The organism is Thalassospira australica (assembly GCF_044790785.1).
Classification (GTDB): Bacteria; Pseudomonadota; Alphaproteobacteria; order Rhodospirillales; family Thalassospiraceae; genus Thalassospira; species Thalassospira australica_A.
Genome location: NZ_CP085258.1, coordinates 2,448,520 through 2,471,774, shown reverse-complemented (window position 1 = coordinate 2,471,774; position 23,255 = coordinate 2,448,520). Strand labels below are relative to the sequence as shown.

Here is a 23,255-nt window from a genome sequence, read left to right as displayed (position 1 = left end):
GACAAAAGGATATCTAGATGACCATTCAACCAAGTGTACGTAATCTGTCGATCAATGGCGACCGGCTTTGGGACAGCCTGATGGAAATGGCAAAGATCGGCAAAACCGCCAAGGATGGCGTTTGTCGTCTGGCGCTGACCGATCTTGATCGTGAAAGCCGCGATTTGTTCATCAAATGGTGCAAGGCCGAGGGCTGTACGATCCGCATCGACAAGATGGGCAATATCTTTGCCCGTCGTGAAGGTCGCAACCCCGATCTGCCACCGGTGGTGATGGGAAGTCATCTGGACAGCCAGCCGACAGGCGGCAAATATGATGGTGTTTACGGCGTGCTTTCGGGGCTTGAAGTAATCCGGACACTGAACGAAGCCAAATACGAAACCGAAGCACCTCTTGAAGTCGTTTGCTGGACCAACGAGGAAGGGTCGCGCTTTGCCCCGGCGATGGTCGCATCGGGCGTTTTTGCCAAGGTTTTCGACCTTGAATACGGTCATTCACGGGCCGATGTTGATGGCAAGACAATGGGCGAGGAATTGAAACGCATCGGTTACCTTGGCGATGACGAAGCCACGATTGACGCCCATCCGATGGGGGCCTATTTCGAGGCGCATATCGAGCAGGGCCCGATCCTTGAAGATGAAGGCAAGGATATCGGTATTGTGACCGATGCACAAGGGCAGCGCTGGTATGAAATCAAGTTCACCGGCGTCGAAGCCCATGCTGGCCCGACCCCGATGAAAACCCGCAAGGATGCATTGCTGGGGGCTGCTCGGGTGGTTGATCTGGTCAACAGGATCGGTCTGGATCGTTCGCCGCTTGCCTGTGCCACGGTTGGGATGATGCAGATACACCCCAATTCACGTAACGTGATCCCGGGCGAAGTGTTTTTTACGGTTGATTTCCGCCATCCCGATGACGGGATTCTGGCCGATATGGATAAGGCTCTTCGCGAAGGGGTGGAGAAGATCGCATCCGAAATCGGCCTTAAAACCGAGTTGGAACAGATTTTCTATTACGCCCCGGTCCCGTTTGACAAAACCTGTGTCGATGCGGTCCGCAATGCTGTTGAAATCGGCGGATATTCAGCGCGCGAGATTGTGTCGGGTGCCGGTCATGATGCGTGCTATCTGTCGCAGGTGACCCCGACCGCAATGATCTTTATCCCGTGTGTTGATGGCATTTCGCATAACGAGATCGAGGAAGTTCACAAGCACTGGTCGGATGCAGGCGGGCAGGTTCTTCTGCATGCCGTTCTGGCCAAGGCCGATGAAACGGTCATGACGCAATCGGTTTAGGCGATATCAAGAACCTCCCCTGAATACTCCAGACTGGACCGGCCTTTGTGCCGGTCTTTTTTTACATCAAACCAACACCTTTGAGGATGATGCGGACCACATTTTCCTTGGCCTCGGCGAACTGTTCGTCGCTAAGCGGTTGGTCATCGTTAAAGATTTCAATCTGGCGGGCAAAGTCGGCGTAATGCTGGGTGGTGGCAAAGATCATATACATCAGCGAATAGGGTTCGATATCGTCCATCTTGCCTTCGGCGATCCAGCGGCGGATCACCACAACGCGACCGTCGAGCCAGCTTTTGACCGTGGTCGAGATATAATCGTTGGCGAATTTTGCACCACGGATGATTTCATGTGCCCAAACGCGCGAACCGTGCGGGCGGGCGCGAGACAAATCCATCTTGGCCTCGATATAACCGCGAAGCGCCTTGGCAGGGTTGGGGCTGTTGTCAAACTGCATCGCGGCTTCAAGCCAGTGATCGCAGACATCTTCCATGATACGGCGATAAAGGGCTTCTTTGGTGCTGAAATAGTAATGCACATTTGCCTTGGGCACGTTGGCAATTTCGGCAATCCGCGCAGTGGTTGCGCCCTTGAAGCCGTAATCGGCAAAAACCAGTTCGGCAGCGGCGAGAATTTGCTCTTCGTTTTCCTGACGAATGGCGGCCTTGTGTGCGCCATTCAGCCCGGATTTGATTGCAGTCATCGACGTTCCCCGAAATTGCGTCATTTATCTTGACCGTTTGGTCAGGTTAAAATAATCTCTACTTTAGATACTAAAAAGCAAGCTTAAAATACGCGCCGAACCAACCGGGTATGTCCAAAATTTTGAACAACACCGGTGAAAGATAAACAGAAATTCGGTGCCGTAAACAAAAATCAGGGTCGCTGAAATGGCATTTGGCAGTCGAAAATTCGAAACCAGTTCCCGGTGACTTTAAAGCGCTAGTGCATGGGAGATTCCCGTGCTAACGATTTTTTCTGCACCCTCATCAGGTGTAGTCCAAACCGCCCTATGTGCGACATATCGCTCAGTCGGGGTGGTTAACAAAGTCGGACATTGATTTGGCCTGCCAAAACGATGTCAGGGAAGCACAAGAAAGGTACGGGAGACCTTTTTATGACAGCCACCACGAAAATCAGCCGACCGAACGATCTTTCGGCATTCTGGATGCCGTTTACGGCGAACCGCCAGTTCAAGCAGGCCCCACGTATGCTTGTCAGCGCGGAAGGCATGTATTACCAGACCGATGACAACCGCCAGATTCTGGATGGTACTGCCGGGCTTTGGTGTTGCAATGCCGGTCACAAACGCCCCAGGATCGTCGAGGCGGTCAAGGCGCAGATGGACGAACTGGATTATGCCCCGGCATTCCAGATGGGCCATCCCAAGGCGTTCGAGCTTGCCAGCCGTCTGGCGCAGCTTATGCCGGGCAATCTGAACCATGTTTTTTATACCAATTCCGGATCAGAATCGGTTGAAACTGCGCTTAAGATCGCGATTGCCTATCACCGGGCACGCGGGGATGGGCAGCGGACCCGTCTGATCGGTCGTGAACGCGGCTATCACGGTGTCAACTTCGGCGGTATTTCTGTTGGCGGTATTTCGGGAAACCGCAAAACCTTTGGCCAGATGCTGGGCGGGGTTGACCATATCCGTCACACCTATCTGCCTGATGAAAACGGCGTTACTCGCGGCCAGCCGGAACATGGCGCGTTTCTTGCCGATGATCTGGAACGTATTTGTGCGCTTCATGATCCGTCAACCATCGCGGCTGTAATTGTCGAGCCGGTTGCAGGATCGACCGGTGTTCTGATCCCGCCAAAGGGCTATCTGGAACGCCTGCGCGAAATTTGCACCAAACACGGTATTCTTCTAATCTTTGATGAGGTCATTACCGGTTTCGGTCGCCTTGGCACCCCGTTTGCCGTTGACTATTTCGGTGTTCAGCCTGATCTGGTGACGACGGCAAAGGGGCTTACCAACGGTACGATCCCGATGGGGGCAGTCTTTACAACCGATGACATCCACGATGCCTTTATGACCGGCCCGGAAAACATGATCGAGCTGTTCCACGGCTATACCTATTCAGGCAGCCCGGTTGCCTGTGCTGCTGCTCTCGCCACCCTTGAAACCTACGAAGAAGAAGGTCTGTATCAGAAGGGCAAGGAGCTTGGACAGTATTGGGAAGATGCGGTTCACAGCCTGATTGATCTGCCAAAGGTCAAGGATATCCGTAACCTTGGTCTGATCGGTGCGATCGAGCTTGAAGGGATCGAAGGTTTCCCGACCAAACGGGCCTTCAGCGCGTTCCTTAAGGCATTCGAGAAGGGCATTCTGATCCGCACAACGGGCGATATCATTGCGCTTTCGCCGCCGCTGATCATAGAAAAATCTCATATCGATCAGCTGTTTGGCACGCTGCGCGACGTGTTGAAGGAAATTGACTAAGAACTGATTTCAGCCCTGTTCCATTGCGGGCAGGTTGGGCGAAAGCTCCTAAGAAACGTTACGTTTCACGATTTTCCGGTTTGCGTCCGATCATGGGAATTGGGGGCGCAGACCGGACCAAGCCACAAGACCGGCAAAAGCCGGCATATGGCACATATCAGATCAAGGAGGTATCTCGGATGTCTATGCTGAGAGGCGGACTGATTCAAATGAGCCTTAAGGGTTCAACCGAACAGTCGCCAGACGAAATTCGTCAGGCCATGATCGACGCGCATCTGCCCTATATCGAAGAGGCAGGGCGTCAGGGTGTGCAAGTTCTGTGTTTTCAGGAAGTTTTTACCCAGCCCTATTTCTGTCCGAGCCAGGATGCGAAATGGTACGCTGCGGCAGAGGAAATCCCGAACGGCCCAACCACGCAACTGATGTGCGAACTGGCCAAAAAGCACAAGATGGTTATCGTTGTTCCGATCTACGAGCAGGAAATTACCGGTGTATATTATAACGCCGCCGCCGTGATTGATGCCGACGGGACTTATCTTGGCAAATATCGCAAAACCCATATCCCGCAGGTCGCCGGTTTTTGGGAAAAGTTCTTCTTTAAACCTGGCGTTTCGGACTGGCCGGTGTTTGATACCCAATATTGCAAACTTGGCGTTTATATCTGCTACGACCGGCATTTTCCTGAAGGGTGGCGTGCGCTGGCGCTTAATGGTGCTGAGTATATCGTCAACCCCTCGGCAACCGTGGCGGGGCTTTCCGAACATCTGTGGAAGCTGGAACAGCCTGCATCGGCGGTTGCCAATGGATGCTATATCGGGGCGATCAATCGTGTTGGCCGCGAAATGCCTTGGGATATCGGCGAGTTTTACGGTCAAAGCTATTTTGTCAATCCGCGCGGCGTGATTGAAAAGGAAGCATCGCGCGATGAGGACGAACTGATCGTGCATGACATGGATATGTCCATGGTACGTGAAGTCCGGAACACATGGCAGTTTTTCCGCGACCGTCGGCCTTCGACCTATACCCGCCTGACTGACGGCAACTGAGATTTAACGGTGAACGGAGCATCTGCCCCGCTCGCCGTTTTGCTTTGACCGACATTTTATAATCCGGCGCCAAATGACCGGGCAAAAGACAAGTCGGCAAGGTTCAGGGCAACGACCCTGAGGGAGGCTTTAGAGAGACATTCGATCAGGGGATACCCCATGACGTTAAAAGCAGTCGTCAATAATGTGGCGCAAATGCCCGCATCCACCGACGCAGTTGTTGATATTCAAAAACTGTCGTTGACCTTTCAAACCGCTGACGGGCCGGTCTATGCCCTGTCTGATGTTGATCTGAAAATCGAACGCGGCGAGTTCGTTTCCTTTATCGGCCCGTCGGGCTGCGGCAAGACCACGCTGTTACGTGTGATTGCCGATTTGGAAAAAGCCACGGGTGGCGATATTTCGATCAACGGTGTTTCACCTCAGGAAGCACGCGAAAATCGTGCCTATGGTTATGTGTTTCAGGCACCGGCCCTTTTGCCGTGGCGCTCGATTGAACGCAACGTGACCCTGCCGCTGGAAATTATGGAAATTTCTCGTGAGGAAAGGATCAAGCGGGGGCACGAGGCACTTAAACTTGTTGAACTGAACGGGTTTGAAAAGAAATTCCCCTGGCAGCTTTCGGGCGGGATGCAGCAACGTGCATCGATTGCGCGTGCGCTAAGCTTTGATGCCGATTTGCTTCTGATGGACGAGCCGTTCGGGGCGCTGGATGAAATTGTTCGTGATCATCTGAATGAACAGCTTCTGAAACTGTGGGCGCGGACGAACAAGACAGTTGCATTTGTCACCCATTCGATCCCCGAGGCCGTCTATCTTTCTACCAAGATCGTTGTGATGTCGCCAAGGCCGGGCCGGATCATTGATGTGATCAAAACCGATTTCCCGAAGGATCGCGGCCTTGATATCCGCGAAACGCCAGAATTTCTGGAAGTGGCCCATCGTGTGCGTGAAGGGCTTAGGGCGGGGCATAGCTATGACGAGTAATGCCGCAACGATGAATGGTGTGATGGGCGGGACATCGCTTTGGTCGCGTATGATGTCCGGGCAGGCTGGTCCGGTGATTGTGGTTTTGATTGCGCTGTTTGTCATCTGGTATGCGGGTGCGATTTTCCTGAACGCGCCAACCCAGATTGACCGTTATAATCGCGCGGAACAAAGCTGGACACCTACCCAGTTGATCGGAGACACGCTCGCACAGGAACGGCCGATCCTTCCGGCCCCGCATCAGGTCGCACAGGAAATGTATAAAACCATTTTCGCGACCGCGATCACGTCGAAACGGTCGCTGGTTTACCATAGTTGGGTCACTCTTTCCTCGACCCTTCTTGGGTTTGTAGCAGGAACCGCACTTGGCATTCTGCTGGCGGTCGGGATTGTTCATGTGGTGACACTTGAAAAAAGCCTGATGCCGTGGGTGATTTCATCCCAGACCATTCCGATTCTTGCCATTGCGCCGATGATTGTCGTTGTGCTGGGCGCGATTGGACTTAAGGGGCTGGTGCCAAAGGCGATTATTTCAACATATCTATGTTTCTTCCCGGTAACGATCAGCATGGTCAAGGGGTTGCGGTCGCCGCAGGTGATCCAGCTTGATCTGATGCGGACCTATAACGCATCGAAATGGCAGACCTTCTGGTCGTTGCGTTTACCATCGGCAATGCCCTATCTGTTTGCCAGTCTGAAGGTCGCGATTGCGATCAGTTTGGTCGGCGCGATTGTCGGTGAATTGCCGACGGGGGCACAGGCAGGGCTGGGAGCACGCCTTTTGGCCGGGTCTTACTATGGGCAGACGATCCAGATATGGTCGGCATTGCTGACGGCGGCCTTTGTTGCCGCGATCATGGTGGTGATGGTCGGCTGGTGTGAACGCCGTGTACTTGCCAGAATGGGAGTACGCGGATGACCAATATCAAACTCGATAAGTTCTGTCTGGTTGCGGCAGTCGCGGCATTGCTGGCCTTGATCTTTCCGCTGAGTGGGGTTGATATGGACAGCGGCAAACAGATCGCCTTTGTCAGCGACATTCCCGGAATTGCCGTGGCGATGGCATTATGCGTAATTACCGGTGCGGCCTTTACCTGGCTTGGTGTGGGGCGCATTCAGTATGCGGCGATCATTCTGGCGATAGCGGTGTTTGGCTGCTGGCAGGCGATTGCAGTACTTTATGATCATGGTATTGCCGGTCATGCCGCGACCGGGTTCTGGTTGTTTATCCTGTCGCTTTGGGCGTTTGTCTGGCGGGGGATTGATGCAGTTGCACGCTATCGCAGCCTTGAAACTGCCAAACAGCAATCGGCCAATATTCTGGTACCAATCGCATTTGGCTTCTGGTTGCTGTTCCTTTGGGAAGTGATCGTGGCCGGTTTCGGCGTGCCGCAGGTTTTGTTGCCTGCACCAAGCGCCATCGGGTTACGGTTTGTCAATTCGACCGATATTCTGGCGGCTGACTTCCATCAGACTTTCATCAAGGCTGTGCTTAGCGGTTATGTGATCGGTTGTGGCAGTGCCTTTATCGTTGCGATTGCGGTTGACCGGGTACCGTTCCTGAAACGCGGTCTTTTGCCGCTGGGCAATATGGTGTCGGCCTTGCCGATCATCGGCGTCGCGCCGATCATGGTGATGTGGTTCGGGTTTGACTGGCAATCCAAGGCAGCCGTGATTGTGGTCATGACGTTTTTCCCGATGCTGGTGAATACCGTGACGGGGCTTGCTGCTGCTGGGGCACTCGAAAAGGATCTGATGGCGACTTATGCGTCGGGTTACTGGTCTACCCTGTTCCGGCTTAGGTTGCCTGCCGCAATGCCGTTTATTTTCAACGCGCTTAAAATCAATTCCACGCTTGCGCTGATTGGCGCCATCGTTGCCGAATTTTTCGGCACCCCGATTGTTGGCATGGGGTTCCGTATCTCGACCGAAGTCGGGCGGATGAATGTCGATATGGTCTGGGCGGAAATCGCACTGGCGGCCCTGGCGGGGACCGCCTTTTACGGAGCTGTGGCCTACGTCGAAAGAAAGGCGACGTCATGGCATCCGTCATTTCGGGTACGTCGCCATTAAAGGCATCAAAAGACGGCCCGTCGGGAGGACTTGACAATAACCTGAGGAGACATCGACGAATGAAGAAAATATTTGCGACTGCGTTAGGGTTAAGTGTCGGTATGGCATCGTTTTCGGCGATGGCAGCGGACGAAGTCACCCTGCAGCTTAAATGGGTAACCCAGGCACAGTTCGCCGGTTACTATGTGGCGCTCGACAAAGGCTTTTACGAAGAAGCCGATCTTGATGTCACGATCAATCCGGGCGGCCCGGATATTGCCCCGCCGCAGGTTATTGCCGGTGGTGGTGCGGACGTGATCGTCGACTGGATGCCATCCGCACTGGCATCGCGTGAAAAGGGTGTTGCGCTGGTCAACATTGCACAGCCCTTTGCCAAGTCGGGCATGATGCTGACCTGCCTTAAGGAAACCGGTGTTGAAAGCCCGGATGATTTCCCGGGCCGGACCCTTGGAGTCTGGTTCTTTGGCAATGAATATCCTTTCCTGAGCTGGATGTCGAAGCTTGGCATTCCGACCGATGGCGGGGAAAACGGCGTTACGGTTCTTAAGCAGGGCTTCAACGTTGATCCATTGCTGCAAAAGCAGGCTGACTGCATTTCGACCATGACCTATAACGAATACTGGCAGGTCATTGATGCCGGTATCACCGAAGATCAGTTGAACGTCTTCAAATACGAAGATCAGGGTGTCGCGACGCTTGAAGACGGCCTTTATGTTCTTGAAGACAATCTGAAAGACGAGGCATTTGTCGAGAAGATGGGCCGTTTTGTTGCTGCGAGCATGAAAGGCTGGCAGTGGGCAAAGGAAAACCCGGAAGACGCCGCGATGATCGTTCTGGATAACGACGCAACTGGTGCGCAGACAGAAAAGCACCAGATCCGCATGATGCAGGAAATCGCCAAGCTGCTTGATGACGATGGCAAACTTGACGAGGCGGCCTATCAGCGCACCGTGGATAGCCTTCTGTCGGGCGGTTCCGATCCGGTTATCACCAAAGAGCCGGAAGGCGCATGGACCCACGCCGTTACCGACAAGGCGTCAATGTAACGATCCGATCCCTCGGCAGGTGCAACAATCCTGCCGGGGGACAAACCATCTGACGAAACTGGAAACGGGCAGGGATGCCGGGCTTTCCCGCAACGTTCCGGGCCTTACGACAGACTGACAGACAAGGAGCCACCCATGTCCATGGTTATTCGTGGCGGAACAATCGTTACCGCCGATCTGACATACAAATCCGATATCCTGATTGAAGATGGCAAGATCGCCGCGATCGGTCAGAACCTGACCGGGGACAAGGTTCTTGATGCCGACGGCTGCTATGTCATGCCCGGCGGGATAGACCCGCACACCCATCTTGAAATGCCCTTTATGGGCACCTATTCCGAAGACGATTTTGAAAGCGGCACCAAGGCCGCCGTTGCCGGTGGCACAACGATGGTTGTCGATTTCTGCCTGCCTGCCCCCAATCAGTCGCTGCTTGAAGCACTTCAGGCGTGGGATAACAAATCGACCAAGGCGGTTTGCGATTATTCGTTCCACATGGCGATCACATGGTGGGGCGAGCAGGTCTTTGACGAGATGAAAATCGTTGTCGAGGAAAAGGGCATCAACACCTTCAAGCATTTCATGGCCTATAAGGGCGCGTTGATGGTTGATGACGACGAAATGTTCGCATCCTTCTCGCGCTGTTCGGAACTGGGCGCGATGCCGCTGGTTCATGCCGAAAACGGCGATGTGGTAGCGACCCTTCAGCAACGCTTGCTTGAGGCAGGGAATAACGGGCCAGAAGCACATGCCTATTCCCGCCCTGTCGATGTCGAGGGCGAGGCGTGTAACCGTGCGATCATGATTGCCGACATGGCCAATGTGCCGCTTTATATCGTGCATGTGTCCTGTGAACCGGCGCATGAAGCCATTCGTCGCGCACGGGCCAATGGCAAACGCGTGTTTGGCGAACCGCTGATCCAGCATCTGGTTTTGGATGAAAGCGAATATGCCAACGCGGACTGGGATCACGCGGCCCGTCGCGTCATGTCCCCACCTTTCCGCAGCAAACTGCATCAGGACGGTCTTTGGAACGGTCTGGCATCGGGCAGTTTGCAGGTCGTTGCGACCGACCATTGTGCCTTTACCACGAAGCAGAAACGTATGGGCGTTGGCGATTTCACGAAAATCCCGAACGGTACGGGCGGCCTTGAAGACCGCATGCCGTTGCTGTGGACCTATGGAGTCAATACCGGTCGTTTGACGATGAACGAATTTGTCGCCGTGACTTCGACCAATATCGCAAAAATCCTGAATGTCTATCCGCGTAAAGGGGCGATCCTTGTCGGTGCGGATGCTGACCTTGTTGTCTGGGATCCGAAGGCATCAAAAACGATTACGGCTGAACATCAGCAATCGGCAATCGATTACAACGTGTTCGAAGGGCATGAGGTGACGGGCTTGCCGCGCTATACCATCAGCCGTGGTCGGATTGCGGCCGAAGAGGGCATCGTCGTTGGTAAATGCGGTGATGGGGAGTTCGTCCCGCGCGAACCTTACCCGGCTGTCAACAAGGCGCTTTCGAAATGGAAGGAGCTCACGTCTCCGCGCAAGGTGGAACGCAGCGGAATTCCGGCGGGCGTGTGATTGAAGCCGCACTCGAGGGGATTTGGAAAACGGGCGGCCTGAGGTCCGCCCGTTTTATTCAGGCCGGTTGGAAAAGCTTTAGCCCGATGATCCCCGCAAGGATAAGGCCAATGGACATGATCCGCGCAAGGCTGAGGGTTTCGCCAAGGACGATTATGCCAAATATAACCGCTCCAACCGCACCGATCCCGGTCCATATTGCGTAAGCGGTGCCGAGCGGAATGCTGCGCATGGCAAAGGTCAGAAGCCAGAAGCTTCCGGCCATGGTAATCAGGGTGAAAATTGTCGGAACGGGTCTGGTAAAACCATTAGAATATTTAAGACCAGCAGCCCAACAGACTTCGAGAATTCCGGCCAAAAGCAATGCAATCCAAGCCATAACGGCCTCCTAATTCAAAGGGGCCGTCCCCGGTCGTCATCATCAGGCGTATTCGGTCGTCCGATCGCGTGACAGCAAGCTGTCATTGTCTTTGACTTGGATATAGGGGCAAAATACCCCCACGGCAAATGCCCCGTGGGCAATGCTGCCATGCCATCCTGATCAAAATGAACGGACGTTATTCTGCCCATGTCAACCAATGCGAAGAACCTATCCGATCACCCCAAAGCTGCCGGATTGATCCTTGCCGGGGGGGCGGGGCGACGCATGGGTGGGAACAAGCCGTTCCGTGAGTTGGCAGGCAAGCCCTTGATCGCGCATACGATCAGCGCAGCCGCCCGGCAATGCAATCATCTGATGATTGCAAGTAACGAAGACGCATCGCTGTTTGCGGCATTCAATTTGCCAGTCATTCCGGACAAACCCGAACCGGGGCACGGGCCGTTGGGCGGTATTCTGGGGGGATTGTCGGCATTGCCCGATGATATCGACTGGTTGGTATCGTTCCCGGTCGACTGCCCGATTGTGCCCGATGATATGACCCTGCAATTGATCAAGGCCGCGACAGATGCCGGTAAAAAAGCAGCCTTCGCCAGCCATGCCGGGCGGGATCATTATCTTTCGGCCGTTTGGCATCGCAATACGGACGAGATTATTATGTGGCAATTGGCGTCAGGTGACCGCCGGGTTGGCGGGGTGTTGCGCGTTGCCGATGCTGTTGTCGTCGATTTCCCGGTTAGGCCGGGTCAGGGTAAGTCCTTTATCAACATCAATACGCCAACCGACCTGAAGGCGATGGATGCCGTGCTGGCAAGCCTGATCAATCTGACTGATCGATAATCAGCGAACAGCGCAGGGGCGCCAAGGCTTCCAGGCTTTGTAGTCGGAAAAGAAGTCAGACAGGAACTGGTCGACATTGGTACGATTTTGCGCGCGTGCAGCGGGTTTAAGGTCCTCGTCATATTTTGCGCAGGTTCGCTCAACCGCCATGCCGATTTCTTTCCAGTCGACATTGGCCGCATGGCCGGGCAGGCCGGATGCAATCGCGCACCAGCCAACAGCCCCGACGCGATCATCCTTTTCACGCGAAATTTCGGCAAGATAGGCAGCAGCGCGCAGTTCGCCCTTTTCTGCCGCAGCGGAAAGATAGCTGATGCGGTCTTCGTCATTTTCGGCAAAGCGGGTGGCAAGCAGGGTTGCCGCGCGCGGGTCGCCTTCGTTCCAGGCATCCGTCAGGAGTTCTTTGGCACGCGCCGTATGCCCCTGATCAATCGCATCCAGGGCAAGCCACAGCATGGCCTGTGTCTGCTTTTGTTCGGCGGCGGTCATATAAAGTGACTTGATGTTTTCCTTGTCACCGTTCGTAGCTTCCAACCGGCGGGCAAGAACCATGCTGGCATCCGGTTGGGCGTTATTGGCGGCGGCTTCCATCATGGCCCAGCCCGCAGACTGATCGGTTGGAACGCCGATGCCGTTGATCATCTGGCAGGACAGCAGATATTGCGCGGTGGCGTTGCCCTGTTTGGCAAGGGGGGCAAAGGTTTTGGCCGAGTCTTCGAAATTGCCGTGACGATAGGATTTCACCCCTTCATCAAGCGGAGATGCAGCGGTTGCCGTCGCCATCAGGCACAGCGTGATGCCTGCCGTGACAACCGAGGACTTCAGGATATGCGCGATCGAATTTTTCATGCTGTTTCCTGTGTATCGTTTTTTGTTGACCAATGAAACCGGGCGAAAAAATTCCGGGACCCGACCGTGATGTTCGGCGGAAGGGCATCCTTATCGGGCCCCGGACAGGTGCGCTCACGGGAGGGAGGCTTCATCGGTGGTTTCGTTGCTTTGGTGGCGTGTTGTTGCCGTTTGCTCGGACCGGATGGAGGCAAGGAAATCGCGCACGCGTTTTCCGAGATCGTCGGATTGAAGGCGCAGGCGATCTGTTGCCTGACGCAGGCCATCGACGGCCTGCAGATTGTCGTCTGCGGCGGTGCTAATCTGGGCAATCGTTCCATTCATTTCGCTGGCGGCGGTGGCGGATTGTTCGACGTTGCTGGCGATCTCGGCGACGAATTCCTGCTGTTCGTCGACGGCCGCAGACATTTCGCCGACCGTTTCGTGAATGCCGGTGATGCTATCGCGGATGGTGGCGATGGCCTGTACCGCGACACCGGTTGTTGTCTGGATACCGGTGATGCGCTGGGCGATCCGGTCAGTGGCCGTACCGGTCTGATTGGCAAGGTTTTTGACCTCTTGTGCGACGACGGCAAAGCCTTTGCCAGCGTCGCCTGCACGGGCGGCCTCGATTGTTGCATTCAGGGCCAGAAGGTTGGTCTGGGCGGCGATATCCTGAATAAGGTTAAGGATTTCGCCGATTTCCTGCGCCCCGGTTTCAAGTTCGTGCATGGTTTCGCTGGTGTGGCGGGCGGCATCGACCGCGTTGGTGGCGGCATTCACCGATTGCTGGGCACGAAGGCCGGTATCGCGCACGCGTTCAGACAGCGATTGTGCCGCGTCGGAAACGGACGCCATATTGATCGATATTTCCTCGGACGCACCGGCAACGCCGGTGGCATTGCTGGAGGCGATTTCGGCCTGTTCGCGCACCTGATTGGATGTGGTCTGGATGTTTTCTGCTTCGCGTGACACATCCTTTGCGACCTGCATCACCGATGCCTCAAACGCGTCGGCCAGTTCCAGCATGGCGCGACGCCGCTCAGTTTCGGCGATTTCGCGTTCACGGGCGACATTTTCCTCGGCCCGCTGGGCGGCAAGACTGGTTTCGCGGAACTGTCCCAGAATTTCGGCCATGCGACCGATTTCATCGCGACCAGTATCGCGAACCTCGGTCGAAAGATCGCCATTTGCAACACGACGCATACCGTCAATCACACGCAGCAGTCGTTTGATCAGGTTGCCACGGACATAGAAAATCAGGATCAGAAGCGAGATCACCACAACCGCAATACCGATCAAGGCGATCACCTGCTGATCGCGAACCACCTGCGACAGGGCATTGGCAGCGCTGCTATCGACCTCAAGACGTTTGGCATCGACCAGTTGTGAGATGGATACGCTTAGTGCTTCGGCGCTGGTCAGGGTCGCGTCAAGGGTCTGTTCTGTCTTGTACTGGTTGTCCCATTCGGTTTCGCGCAGATCAAAAACGCTGTCTTTGCCTGCGCCATAAACCAGCAATGCCTCGGCCAGTTTTTTGATCTGGGTGCCATCATTGTTATCGGGCAGTTTTTCCAGCGCATCCGAAATGCGCAGTTCCGCCCAGCTCCATTGATTGCGGACCTCGTCCATGGCATCGCCTTCTGGCACGGCGATGGCCGCAGTCAACATGCCGAATGCAAGGTTCACATTGGCACGGATTTCGGAAATCAATTGGGAAAATTTGATGGTTTCTTCAAGTTCACCCGCCGCATCGTTGTTGCCCCCGGCAACTCGCGATATGCCGCGCGAGACATCGATATCGACAACCTCGACCAGCGGATTGATGAATTCCGAAAGGTCGCTATAGGCAAAGACCATATCAAGGGTCAGATCACCGCGCTGCTTTTCAAGTTCAAGCCGCTGCATGGTCAATTCATGCAGCGTGTTGCGGCGAGTGACAATATCGTCAAGCTGTGCGGTCAGGGTTTCAATCGCATCGATGGCAAGGGTTTGTGCCGTGGTTTCGGCGTCGCCTACGATTACGTCCGTTTCGCTAACAGCCGGGGCCACCGGCAACATCAGGGGTTCCGGATTGGTTGCGGCAATTTCGTCAAGGCGGCTGCGGGCATTGCGGATCAGGGTATCGAGGCGTGCCTCGGTTTCAGTCAGTTCATCTGCATTGCGTGATGTGGCCAGAACCGGAGCCTGAGCTGCCAGCCCGACACCATCCATGGCAAGTTCCATCTGCCGGATGATCGAAGGCAGACTGTCGGTGGTGATGTCGGCGACAAGCGCACGACTGTTGCCAAATGAGATCCAGGAAACCACCGATGAAATACCGGCCAGCACCAGAATCAGGGCAAAAGAAGCCATGAGCCGACCTTGAATGCCAAGGCCAGCGCGACGTTTTTTAATCGCGGTATTCACTGTTTCCTCCCTGTCTTGCCCGCCATGAGCCAGACATTCCCTGTGAGGGACCTTGCATCCGGTTTGCCGGATGTCTTCGGTTTTTATCGATCCATAAAAGCCGGATCGTGTTTTGAAATTGGTACGAAAAAATAAGTTGTTGGAGAAATTGGTGGGACGGCCGGGGATGATAAATCACCCCCGGCACCCCCAGTTGTGAAGCCCGGGTTATTGCTGGGCAGCACTCCATTCCGCGATCAGATCGTCGTATTTGACGGTCTCACCCTGCGGTTTTTCATTATCAAGTTTCGGCTTCGGAGCACCAGGCTGGTCGAACCAGTACTGGGCGTCCTGTTCCTCGTTCAGTTTAGGTGCGCATTCACCACCGATGCCTGCACGTTCGAGACGTTCCAGAACGCGGTCCATGGCCGTTGCGAGGTTATCCATGGCTTCCTGCGGTGTCCGTTCGCCGGTTACAGCTTCGGCAACGTTCTGCCACCAGAGCTGAGCCAGTTTCGGGTAATCCGGAACGTTGGTACCGGTTGGCGACCACTGGACGCGGGCCGGGGAACGATAGAATTCAACCAGACCGCCCCAGTTCGGCGCGATGTCACTCATGGCCTGGGTGTCCAGGTCAGACTGACGGATCGGGGTCAGGCCGGTCAGGGTCTTTTTCAGCGAGGTCGTTTTCGAGGTTACGAACTGCGCGTACAGCCACGCTGCCTGACGGCGTTCCGGCGGGGTGGACTTCATCAAGGTCCAGGAGCCCACGTCCTGATAACCAAGCTTCATGCCTTCTTCCCAGTACGGCCCGTGCGGCGACGGTGCCATACGCCATTTCGGCGTGCCATCTTCGTTTACAACCGGGGTTCCTTTTTTCGCCATATCGGCGGTGAAGGCGGTGTACCAGAAGATCTGTTGGGCGATCTGGCCCTGTGCCGGAACCGGGCCGGCTTCGCCAAAGGTCATGCCGGCTGCTTCTGGCGGGGCATAGGCTTTGAGCCAGTCGATGTATTTGGTCAGAGCGTAGACAGCCGCAGGGCCGTTTGCCGCCCCGCCACGGGTGACGCTGGAACCTGCAGGTGCGCAGCCCTCAACGCGGATACCCCATTCATCAACCGGAAGGCCGTTCGGGATGCCCTTGTCGCCGGCGCCAGCCATCGAAAGCCATGCGTCGGTAAAGCGCCAACCCAAAGACGGGTCTTTTTTGCCGTAGTCCATGTGACCATAGACTTTTTTACCGTCGATTTCCTTCACGTCATTGGTGAAGAATTCGGCGATGTCTTCGTAGGCCGACCAGTTGACCGGAACACCCAGGTCATAGCCGTATTTGTCCTTGAACTGCTTTTGCAGGTCTTCACGCTGGAACCAGTCATAGCGGAACCAGTAAAGATTCGCGAACTGCTGGTCGGGAAGCTGGTAAAGTTTACCATCCGGACCGGTGGTGAAGGACAGGCCGATGAAGTCTTCAAGGTCGAGCGTCGGCGAGGTAACGTCCTTGCCTTCGCCTGCCATGAAGTCGGTCAGCGGAACGACCGCATCGTAACGCGAATGCGTACCGATCAGGTCGGAGTCATTGATGTAAGCGTCATAAATGTTACGACCGGACTGCATTTGGGTCTGCAGTTTTTCGATCACATCGCCTTCACCGATCAGGTCATGGGTCAGCTTGATCCCGGTGATCTCCGAGAAGGCCTTGGCCAGAACCTTGCTTTCATATTCATGCGTGGTGATGGTTTCGGACACCACGTTGATTTCCATGCCGCGGAACGGCTCGGCTGCTTTGATGAACCATTCGAGTTCGGCCATCTGGGCATCTTTATCAAGGCTCGACGGCTGGAATTCGCTATCGATCCATTTTTTTGCCGCGTCGGTGTACTGGTCTGCAGCTGCCGGATTGGCAAATACCGCAAGACCGAGTGCGACCGCAACTGCACTGCCTTTGAGAATGGCAGAGGAGCCTTTGGCTTTGACGATCATGTCGTTCCTCCCTGGTTGTCTTCCATTGCACTTCCGGAAAAATCCGGTTCACCGATGACGGGGGAAGACATTACCCGTCGCGATGAATGACGAAGGGAACAGCGCCGTTGCAGGAAACGGTACCGTTCCGGATTGTTCAGCCCCAGCGCATCACGATGATGAGCCAGAAAAGGGCGACGATGGATGCGATCCAGATGGCGGCATCGCTAAATGCCATAAAGCCAAGATGGATATAGGCCGCACCGAGCAAACTGATGAAAAGGCGATCCCCACGGGTTGTCGTCAGAGGTAAAAAGCCCCGGCGCGGAACAGTCGGTGAGACCGCCTGCCATATTCCCATTCCGATAAGCATCAGGATGATGCAGGAAAAGAACACGGCGGTAATCGGGGTCCAGGCCATCCAAGTCATTGTTTTATTCCTTCCTGTTTTCCGATTACACGCGACCCATCGCGAAGCCCTTGGCGATGTAGTTGCGAACGAACCAGATCACCAACGCGCCAGGCACGATTGTCAGAACACCCGCAGCCGCCAGAACACCCCAATCAAGCCCCGATGCCGACACAGTACGGGTCATGGTGGCCACGATCGGTTTGGCATCGACCGAAGTCAGGGTGCGGGCCAGCAACAGTTCAACCCAACTGAACATGAAGCAGAAGAAGGCCGTCACACCGATGCCCGAACGGATCAGTGGAATGAAGATCGTGGTGAAGAAGCGCGGGAAGGAATAACCGTCGATATAGGCAGTTTCATCGATTTCCTTTGGAATGCCCGACATGAAACCTTCGAGAATCCAGACCGCTAGCGGCACGTTGAACAGGCAGTGTGCAAGCGCCACAGCAATATGGGTGTCAAACAGACCGACACTTGAATAAAGCTGGAAAAAAGGCAGCAGGAACACGGCAGGCGGTGCCATGCGGTTGGTCAGGAGCCAGAAGAACAGATGCTTGTCACCAGTGAAGTTGTAGCGCGAGAAAGCATATGCCGCAGGCAGGGCGACCAGAAGCGAAATCACGACGTTGATCCCGACATAGATCATCGAGTTGATATAGCCCGAATACCATGCCGGGTCGGTCAGGATGGTCGCGTAGTTGGCCAGCGTCGGATTATCCGGGAACAGGGTCATTGCGCCCAGGATTTCCGAATTGGTCTTGATCGACATGTTGAACAGCCAATAGATCGGCAGCAACAGGAACACGATATAAAGAAGAAGTGCGATATGACGTTTCTGGAACCGCATTTTATTGTTCCTCCCGCTTTCCGGCGTTCATTACGACGGTATAGAAAACCCAGCAAACCAGCAGAATGATCAGGAAATAGATCAGCGAGAATGCTGCAGCCGGACCAAGATCGAACTGACCTACAGCAATCGTGACCAAAAACTGGCTGAGAAATGTGGTTGCTGTACCCGGTCCGCCGCCCGTAAGCACGAAGGGCTCGGTGTAGATCATGAAGCTGTCCATAAAGCGCAGCAAAACACCGATCACGAGGACAGACTGCATTTTCGGAAGCTGGATAAACCGGAACACGGCCCAGTTCGACGCGCCGTCAATCTTGGCTGCCTGATAATAAGCATCCGGGATTGAGCGAAGACCGGCATAGCACAGTAGAACAATCAGACTGGTCCAGTGCCACACATCCATGACAAGGACGGTAATCCAAGCATCCATCGGGTTCTGGCTGTAGTTATAGCTTATGCCAAGCATGTTGAGCGTATAACCGCCAAGACCAATATCGGCCCGGCCGAAAATTTGCCAGATGGTGCCAACCACGTTCCATGGAATTAATAGCGGCAGGGCCAGAAGAACCATGCAGGCCGAAACACCCCAGCCTTTGCGCGGTAGCGTTAGCGCGATGCCAATGCCCAGCGGAATTTCGATGAACAGCACACTGCCGGTATAGATGATCTGACGGATCAGGGCATCATGCAGGCGGTTGTCTTCAAGGACCTGACGGAACCAATCCGCCCCGACAAAGAAACGGGTTTGCGGGTCGAAAATATCCTGAACCGAATAGTTCACCACCGTCATCAGCGGAATGATTGCGCTGATCGCGACGATAAAGAAGACCGGCAGGACGAGGAACCATGCCTTGTTGTTGGTAATCTTGTTCATTTCCTCATCCCCTCATGCGACCAGCTGACTGTCGGCGTAAAGCTTGGTCCACTCCGGTGCAAACCGGAGGATGCCGCTTTGGCCGGTGATCTGCTGATCTTCGCTGACCTTGACCTTCATTTCGGACGAGCCGAATCGGGTGGTTGCGATCTTGTATTGGCCGAGGTCTTCGACCTTGACGATATTAACCTCGATCCCGTTATCGTCTTCTGACCCGTTACCGGTTTCAATGCGCAGGAATTCGGGGCGAATGCCAAGTTCAATTGGGCCCGATGCCTTGGAAACCGCATCCATCTGCCGGTCGGAAAGGGCGATGCGTTTGCCATCAATCCAGGCGGCACCTGCATCAATATTGCAGGGCATAATGTTCATGCCCGGGCTTCCGATGAAGTAACCGACAAAGGTATGGGCCGGATTTTCAAACAGTTCCTGTGGAGTTCCAAGCTGCACGACCTTGCCGCCATACATGACAACGACTTTATCGGCGAATGTCAGGGCTTCGACTTGGTCATGAGTCACATAGACCATGGTAGGGCGCAGTTTGTTGTGAATTTCCTTGAGCTTGCGGCGCAGAACCCATTTCAGATGCGGGTCGATCACGGTCAGCGGTTCGTCAAACAGGATTGCCGAAACATCGTCGCGAACCAACCCGCGGCCAAGAGAGATCGTCTGCTTTTCATCCGCACCCAGACCACGTGCCTTTTGCTTCAGCTTGCCGGTCAGGTCTAGTATCCCGGCAATTTCGCGCACCCGTTCATCAACCCGCTTGGGATCGACACCGCGGTTGCGCAGCGGGAAGGCAAGGTTCTCGTAAACGGTCATGGTGTCGTAAATGACTGGGAACTGGAAAACCTGCGCGATATTGCGTTCTTCGGGGGCCAATCTGGTGACGTCCTTGCCATCAAACAGGACCTGTCCTTCGGACGGGGTCAGAAGACCGGAGATGATGTTAAGCAAAGTCGTCTTACCGCAGCCCGACGGGCCAAGAAGGGCATAAGCCCCCCCGTCTTCCCATACATGTTCCATACGGCGAAGGGCGTAATCCTCGTCCCCTTTGGGGTCGGGAAAATACGAATGCGCAAGGCTTTTAAGATCAATACGTGCCATTTTAATTCTCCAACCTCAGGCGGCCTTGCCGTTTTGAATTTCAACAGGCGGTGCCGCCACAAGGCGATCATTGGCGTCATATGCAAACAGACGTTTGGGATCGACATAGAAGGTGGTGGCTTCACCAAGCCGCGGGTTGTGCACACCTTCTTCCTGAATCACCCAGGAAACGTCGTTGAAATGAACATGGACAAAGGTTTCCGATCCGGTGATTTCAGCCAGTTCAACTTGGCCCTGCATCGCCACGCATTCGGCACTGGTCTGATCGACCGAAAGGTGATTGGCGCGAACCCCGATGGTGTATTGGCCGTTTGCCAGTGCTGATAGGTGCCCGGCCAGCGGGACCTGATGGCCGCTGGCCAGATATAACGATCCATCGCGGACTTCGGCCTTTAGCAGATTGATCGGCGGATCGGAAAAGATCAGGCCCGTCTCGACAAATGCCGGGTTGTGGTAAACTTGGGTCGTCGGGCCGAACTGGGTTACGCGACCTTCATGCATCACCGCGCATTTCCCCCCCAGCAAAAGGGCTTCCATCGGTTCGGTGGTGGCGTAAACGACAATCGTGTCACGTTCCGCCAGAAGATTCGGAATTTCCTCGCGCAGTTCTTCGCGCAGTTTGTAGTCAAGGTTGACCAGCGGCTCGTCGAGCAGAAGCAGAGTGCAATCCTTGACCATGGCGCGCGCCATGGCAGTGCGCTGCTGCTGACCACCCGAAAGTTCCTGCGGCAGGCGATCAAGCAGATGTTCGATATGCATCAGTTTGGCGGTGGATTTTACGCGGCGTTCGATTTCGGCAGCGTCGACACCCTGCAATTTCAGGGGCGACGCGATATTGTCATAGACGTTCATCGACGGGTAATTGATGAACTGCTGATAGACCATGGCGACCTTGCGTTTCTGAACCGGCATGCCCGTGACATCGTTGCCATTGACCAGAATGCGGCCGCTGGTCGGCGGTTCAAGCCCCGCCATAATACGCATCAGTGACGTCTTGCCGGCCAAAGTCCGCCCGAGGAGGACGTTAAATGATCCAGGCTCCAGCGACATCGACACGTCGTCGATGTGGGTTTCCCCTCCCACGGTCTTGGTTATGTTTTCAAGCGTAAGGGTCATTTCACATTCGTTCCTTCGCCCGTTTTCACGGCGTTATTCGATTTGGTTTTAGTCGCAAACCATTGCGCAATGGCGGTTTGGGTATCTTTTGACAGATGCAGGCCGAGTTTGGATCGGCGCCACAACACGTCATCAGCAGTGCGTGCCCATTCCTGATCCGCCAGATAGCGTAGTTCGCGTTCGTAAATATCATCACCAAGATGCCTGCCCAGCCCCGAAAGGCCAGATGCATCGCCAATGATGGTGTGGGTCAGTGTGCCGTAGTTTCGCACGTAGCGGTAGAGTTGAACCGCCGGAATCCACGGAAATTTCTTTTGCATTGCAGCAAGATAGCTTTCGAAATCACCATTTGGCATGTCACCACCCGGAAGGGCGACGCTATCGGTCCAGCGATCATCGGCAACCTCGAGATAAGGGGAAAGTTTGCTCATCGCTGATTCGGCCAGTTTGCGATAGGTGGTGATTTTTCCGCCATAGATGTTCAGAAGCGGCGCTCCCTTGTTGCCGTTGTCTATTTCAAGAACATAGTCGCGGGTGACCTGGGATGCGTCTTCGGAGCCATCGCCATAAAGCGGACGAACACCGGAATAGGACCAGACGACATCGGGCGGTGAAATCTTGTGTAAGAAATAGGTATTGGCGAGTTCGCACAGATAGCTGATTTCATCGGCACTGATCGCGACTTTTGACGGATCGCCTTTATAATCGCGGTCTGTGGTGCCGATCAGGGTGAAATCCTGCTCGTAGGGGATGGCAAAAACGATGCGCCCATCCGGATTCTGGAAAATATAGCAGTAATCATGGTCAAACAGTTTTGGCACCACAATGTGGCTGCCCTGAACCATGCGTATGCCCTGTTTCTTTTTGGCTTCGACACGTTTTTCAAGGATTTCGGCACACCATGGACCGGCGGCATTGACCAGCGAACGGGCTTTGATTGTGTGTTCGCCGGTATTGTCTCGAACCGTCACAGACCACAAATCGCCATCGCGTTTGGCGGAAACACATTCGGTTCCGACCCGGATATCTGCACCGCGATTACGTGCATCCATGGCATTAAGGACGACAAGACGGGCATCCTGTACCCAGCAATCAGAATAGATGAATGCCTTTTCCATGCCGGTAACCAGCGGGGCACCGGCGACATGCTGTTTCAGACGAATGCCTTCTGAGCCCGGAAGTTTTTCACGACCCCCAAGATGATCATACAGGAACAGACCCAGCCGGATCATCCAGGCCGGACGCAATCCTTTGACATGGGGAAGCACGAAACGAAGCGGCCAGATAATGTGCGGGGCAGCGCTCAAAAGCACTTCGCGCTCGATCAGGGCCTCTCGCACCAGGCGGAATTCGTAATGTTCAAGATAACGCAACCCGCCATGGATCAGCTTGGTGCTGGCCGACGAAGTCGCACTTGCAAGGTCGTTCTTCTCGCAAAGAAAGACCTTGAGGCCGCGGCCGGACGCATCACGCGCAATGCCTGCGCCATTGATGCCACCACCGATAATGGCAATGTCGTATGTTTCGGAATTGAGCAACCGCTTCCTCCCTGATTGCTCTGATTTGTGACAGATGTTCTCAACTGTCATTCTGTTCTTTCAAAAACGTTACGAACCACCAAAAATAATTGCAAGCGAAAATTATCAGGAGTGCTAATTTTCGATAACGAAATAACAATGCGAGATTGTAATGGATTGTAATATCGGGATTCTTTGCAAACTTGCGAATTATCAGGTTTCCGGAAATGAGCCCGTTTCGAACCGGCTTGTTCGGAAAATTTGATCAGAATCGTTTGAATCCGAAAAAAATGATTGTCGTCACCTGTTCCTCACGGACACAAGATGATCATCGACCGTAGGCCAACAGAATTTCCCGAACAGGGATTGGTGAAACTGTCCTTCTGATGGGGTAGGCCTGTTTGGCAGCCGGTTCTGCGAAAAGGCGCGATAAAGCCCCCGGGCGCAATCTTGTTACAAAGCGTTGCGCGAGGTGTTTGCGATTGCCAAAACGACTTTTTCCTTG

20 protein-coding genes are annotated in these 23,255 nt (G+C 54.6%); 9 read left to right on the top strand and 11 right to left on the bottom strand.

What is annotated here, in order from left to right:
* The first annotated feature begins 17 nt into the window (after positions 1-17).
* Entirely contained in the window at positions 18-1,295 is a 1,278-nt protein-coding gene (locus tag LG297_RS11810; protein ID WP_404420437.1) for a Zn-dependent hydrolase, read from the top strand.
* A gap of 61 nt (positions 1,296-1,356) precedes the next feature.
* Here the strand turns inward: LG297_RS11810 and LG297_RS11805 are convergent, their stop codons facing one another.
* Positions 1,357-1,998, bottom strand: a complete 642-nt coding sequence (locus LG297_RS11805) for a TetR/AcrR family transcriptional regulator (protein WP_404420435.1) — start codon at positions 1,996-1,998, stop codon at positions 1,357-1,359.
* 414 nt (positions 1,999-2,412) lie between these two features.
* Between LG297_RS11805 and LG297_RS11800 the strand changes: the two genes are divergently transcribed.
* The 7 genes from LG297_RS11800 (at position 2,413) to hydA (ending at position 10,483) form a co-directional block, all read left to right on the top strand.
* On the top strand, positions 2,413-3,744 hold the full coding sequence (locus LG297_RS11800; RefSeq protein WP_404420433.1) for an aspartate aminotransferase family protein: 1,332 nt from the start codon (positions 2,413-2,415) through the stop codon (positions 3,742-3,744).
* A gap of 209 nt (positions 3,745-3,953) precedes the next feature.
* Positions 3,954-4,790, top strand: a complete 837-nt coding sequence (locus LG297_RS11795) for a nitrilase-related carbon-nitrogen hydrolase (protein WP_404420431.1) — start codon at positions 3,954-3,956, stop codon at positions 4,788-4,790.
* Positions 4,791-4,985: 195 nt separating this feature from the next.
* The gene (locus tag LG297_RS11790) at positions 4,986-5,777 is read left to right on the top strand and encodes an ABC transporter ATP-binding protein (protein WP_404426952.1); all 792 of its coding nucleotides are present in this window, start codon (positions 4,986-4,988) and stop codon (positions 5,775-5,777) included.
* Positions 5,767-6,696: an ABC transporter permease gene (locus tag LG297_RS11785; RefSeq protein ID WP_404420429.1), complete on the top strand. Its 930-nt coding sequence runs from the start codon at positions 5,767-5,769 to the stop codon at positions 6,694-6,696. The genes LG297_RS11790 and LG297_RS11785 overlap by 11 nt, the downstream gene beginning before the upstream one ends.
* Positions 6,693-7,850 (top strand): ABC transporter permease, encoded by a 1,158-nt coding sequence (locus tag LG297_RS11780; RefSeq protein WP_404420427.1) that lies wholly within the window; start codon positions 6,693-6,695, stop codon positions 7,848-7,850. Before LG297_RS11785 ends, LG297_RS11780 begins: the two co-directional genes overlap by 4 nt.
* Positions 7,851-7,909: 59 nt before the next feature.
* Complete coding sequence (locus tag LG297_RS11775; RefSeq protein WP_404420425.1) at positions 7,910-8,896, top strand: ABC transporter substrate-binding protein; 987 nt, start codon at positions 7,910-7,912, stop codon at positions 8,894-8,896.
* A gap of 135 nt (positions 8,897-9,031) precedes the next feature.
* The gene (hydA, locus tag LG297_RS11770) at positions 9,032-10,483 is read left to right on the top strand and encodes a dihydropyrimidinase (RefSeq protein ID WP_404420423.1); all 1,452 of its coding nucleotides are present in this window, start codon (positions 9,032-9,034) and stop codon (positions 10,481-10,483) included.
* A 58-nt stretch (positions 10,484-10,541) separates the two neighbouring features.
* Here the strand turns inward: hydA and sugE are convergent, their stop codons facing one another.
* Entirely contained in the window at positions 10,542-10,862 is a 321-nt protein-coding gene (sugE, locus tag LG297_RS11765; RefSeq protein WP_404420421.1) for a quaternary ammonium compound efflux SMR transporter SugE, read from the bottom strand.
* Positions 10,863-11,051: 189 nt separating this feature from the next.
* Here sugE and LG297_RS11760 point away from each other — a divergent pair, with 189 nt between their 5' ends.
* A complete protein-coding gene (locus LG297_RS11760; RefSeq protein ID WP_404420419.1) occupies positions 11,052-11,702 on the top strand; it encodes an NTP transferase domain-containing protein in 651 nt (216 codons plus the stop codon).
* Here the strand turns inward: LG297_RS11760 and LG297_RS11755 are convergent, their stop codons facing one another.
* The 9 genes from LG297_RS11755 to glpD form a co-directional block, all read right to left on the bottom strand.
* Positions 11,703-12,551, bottom strand: coding sequence for a sel1 repeat family protein (locus LG297_RS11755; protein WP_404420417.1), 849 nt, complete (start codon positions 12,549-12,551; stop codon positions 11,703-11,705).
* Between the two features lie 114 nt (positions 12,552-12,665).
* Positions 12,666-14,939, bottom strand: a complete 2,274-nt coding sequence (locus LG297_RS11750) for a methyl-accepting chemotaxis protein (protein ID WP_404420415.1) — start codon at positions 14,937-14,939, stop codon at positions 12,666-12,668.
* Between the two features lie 207 nt (positions 14,940-15,146).
* Positions 15,147-16,898 carry an ABC transporter substrate-binding protein gene (locus LG297_RS11745; protein WP_404420413.1) on the bottom strand — a complete coding sequence of 584 codons (1,752 nt, stop codon included), beginning with the start codon at positions 16,896-16,898 and terminating at the stop codon, positions 15,147-15,149.
* Positions 16,899-17,034: 136 nt separating this feature from the next.
* Positions 17,035-17,307 carry a DUF2160 domain-containing protein gene (locus tag LG297_RS11740; protein WP_297013829.1) on the bottom strand — a complete coding sequence of 91 codons (273 nt, stop codon included), beginning with the start codon at positions 17,305-17,307 and terminating at the stop codon, positions 17,035-17,037.
* Positions 17,308-17,332: 25 nt separating this feature from the next.
* A complete protein-coding gene (locus LG297_RS11735) occupies positions 17,333-18,136 on the bottom strand; it encodes a carbohydrate ABC transporter permease (RefSeq protein ID WP_007091527.1) in 804 nt (267 codons plus the stop codon).
* A gap of 1 nt (position 18,137) precedes the next feature.
* On the bottom strand, positions 18,138-19,010 hold the full coding sequence (locus LG297_RS11730; protein WP_404420410.1) for a carbohydrate ABC transporter permease: 873 nt from the start codon (positions 19,008-19,010) through the stop codon (positions 18,138-18,140).
* A gap of 12 nt (positions 19,011-19,022) precedes the next feature.
* Complete coding sequence (locus tag LG297_RS11725) at positions 19,023-20,117, bottom strand: ABC transporter ATP-binding protein (protein WP_404420408.1); 1,095 nt, start codon at positions 20,115-20,117, stop codon at positions 19,023-19,025.
* Between the two features lie 15 nt (positions 20,118-20,132).
* Positions 20,133-21,233 carry an ABC transporter ATP-binding protein gene (locus LG297_RS11720; protein WP_404420406.1) on the bottom strand — a complete coding sequence of 367 codons (1,101 nt, stop codon included), beginning with the start codon at positions 21,231-21,233 and terminating at the stop codon, positions 20,133-20,135.
* Positions 21,230-22,771: a glycerol-3-phosphate dehydrogenase gene (gene glpD / locus LG297_RS11715; RefSeq protein WP_404420404.1), complete on the bottom strand. Its 1,542-nt coding sequence runs from the start codon at positions 22,769-22,771 to the stop codon at positions 21,230-21,232. The genes LG297_RS11720 and glpD overlap by 4 nt, the downstream gene beginning before the upstream one ends.
* Positions 22,772-23,255 lie beyond the last annotated feature (484 nt).

What these genes read in the sequence shown, in the direction of transcription:
- LG297_RS11735 (WP_007091527.1), bottom strand. Translation starts at nt 18,136, where the DNA reads ATGCGGTTCCAGAAACGTCATATCGCACTTCTTCTTTATATCGTGTTC.
- LG297_RS11780 (WP_404420427.1), top strand. Translation starts at nt 6,693, where the DNA reads ATGACCAATATCAAACTCGATAAGTTCTGTCTGGTTGCGGCAGTCGCG.
- LG297_RS11785 (WP_404420429.1), top strand. Translation starts at nt 5,767, where the DNA reads ATGACGAGTAATGCCGCAACGATGAATGGTGTGATGGGCGGGACATCG.
- hydA (WP_404420423.1), top strand. Translation starts at nt 9,032, where the DNA reads ATGTCCATGGTTATTCGTGGCGGAACAATCGTTACCGCCGATCTGACA.
- LG297_RS11740 (WP_297013829.1), bottom strand. Translation starts at nt 17,307, where the DNA reads ATGACTTGGATGGCCTGGACCCCGATTACCGCCGTGTTCTTTTCCTGC.
- LG297_RS11760 (WP_404420419.1), top strand. Translation starts at nt 11,052, where the DNA reads ATGTCAACCAATGCGAAGAACCTATCCGATCACCCCAAAGCTGCCGGA.
- LG297_RS11730 (WP_404420410.1), bottom strand. Translation starts at nt 19,010, where the DNA reads ATGAACAAGATTACCAACAACAAGGCATGGTTCCTCGTCCTGCCGGTC.
- LG297_RS11725 (WP_404420408.1), bottom strand. Translation starts at nt 20,117, where the DNA reads ATGGCACGTATTGATCTTAAAAGCCTTGCGCATTCGTATTTTCCCGAC.
- LG297_RS11795 (WP_404420431.1), top strand. Translation starts at nt 3,954, where the DNA reads ATGAGCCTTAAGGGTTCAACCGAACAGTCGCCAGACGAAATTCGTCAG.
- LG297_RS11810 (WP_404420437.1), top strand. Translation starts at nt 18, where the DNA reads ATGACCATTCAACCAAGTGTACGTAATCTGTCGATCAATGGCGACCGG.
- LG297_RS11805 (WP_404420435.1), bottom strand. Translation starts at nt 1,998, where the DNA reads ATGACTGCAATCAAATCCGGGCTGAATGGCGCACACAAGGCCGCCATT.
- LG297_RS11790 (WP_404426952.1), top strand. Translation starts at nt 4,986, where the DNA reads ATGCCCGCATCCACCGACGCAGTTGTTGATATTCAAAAACTGTCGTTG.
- LG297_RS11755 (WP_404420417.1), bottom strand. Translation starts at nt 12,551, where the DNA reads ATGAAAAATTCGATCGCGCATATCCTGAAGTCCTCGGTTGTCACGGCA.
- LG297_RS11720 (WP_404420406.1), bottom strand. Translation starts at nt 21,233, where the DNA reads ATGACCCTTACGCTTGAAAACATAACCAAGACCGTGGGAGGGGAAACC.
- LG297_RS11775 (WP_404420425.1), top strand. Translation starts at nt 7,910, where the DNA reads ATGAAGAAAATATTTGCGACTGCGTTAGGGTTAAGTGTCGGTATGGCA.
- LG297_RS11800 (WP_404420433.1), top strand. Translation starts at nt 2,413, where the DNA reads ATGACAGCCACCACGAAAATCAGCCGACCGAACGATCTTTCGGCATTC.
- LG297_RS11745 (WP_404420413.1), bottom strand. Translation starts at nt 16,898, where the DNA reads ATGATCGTCAAAGCCAAAGGCTCCTCTGCCATTCTCAAAGGCAGTGCA.
- sugE (WP_404420421.1), bottom strand. Translation starts at nt 10,862, where the DNA reads ATGGCTTGGATTGCATTGCTTTTGGCCGGAATTCTCGAAGTCTGTTGG.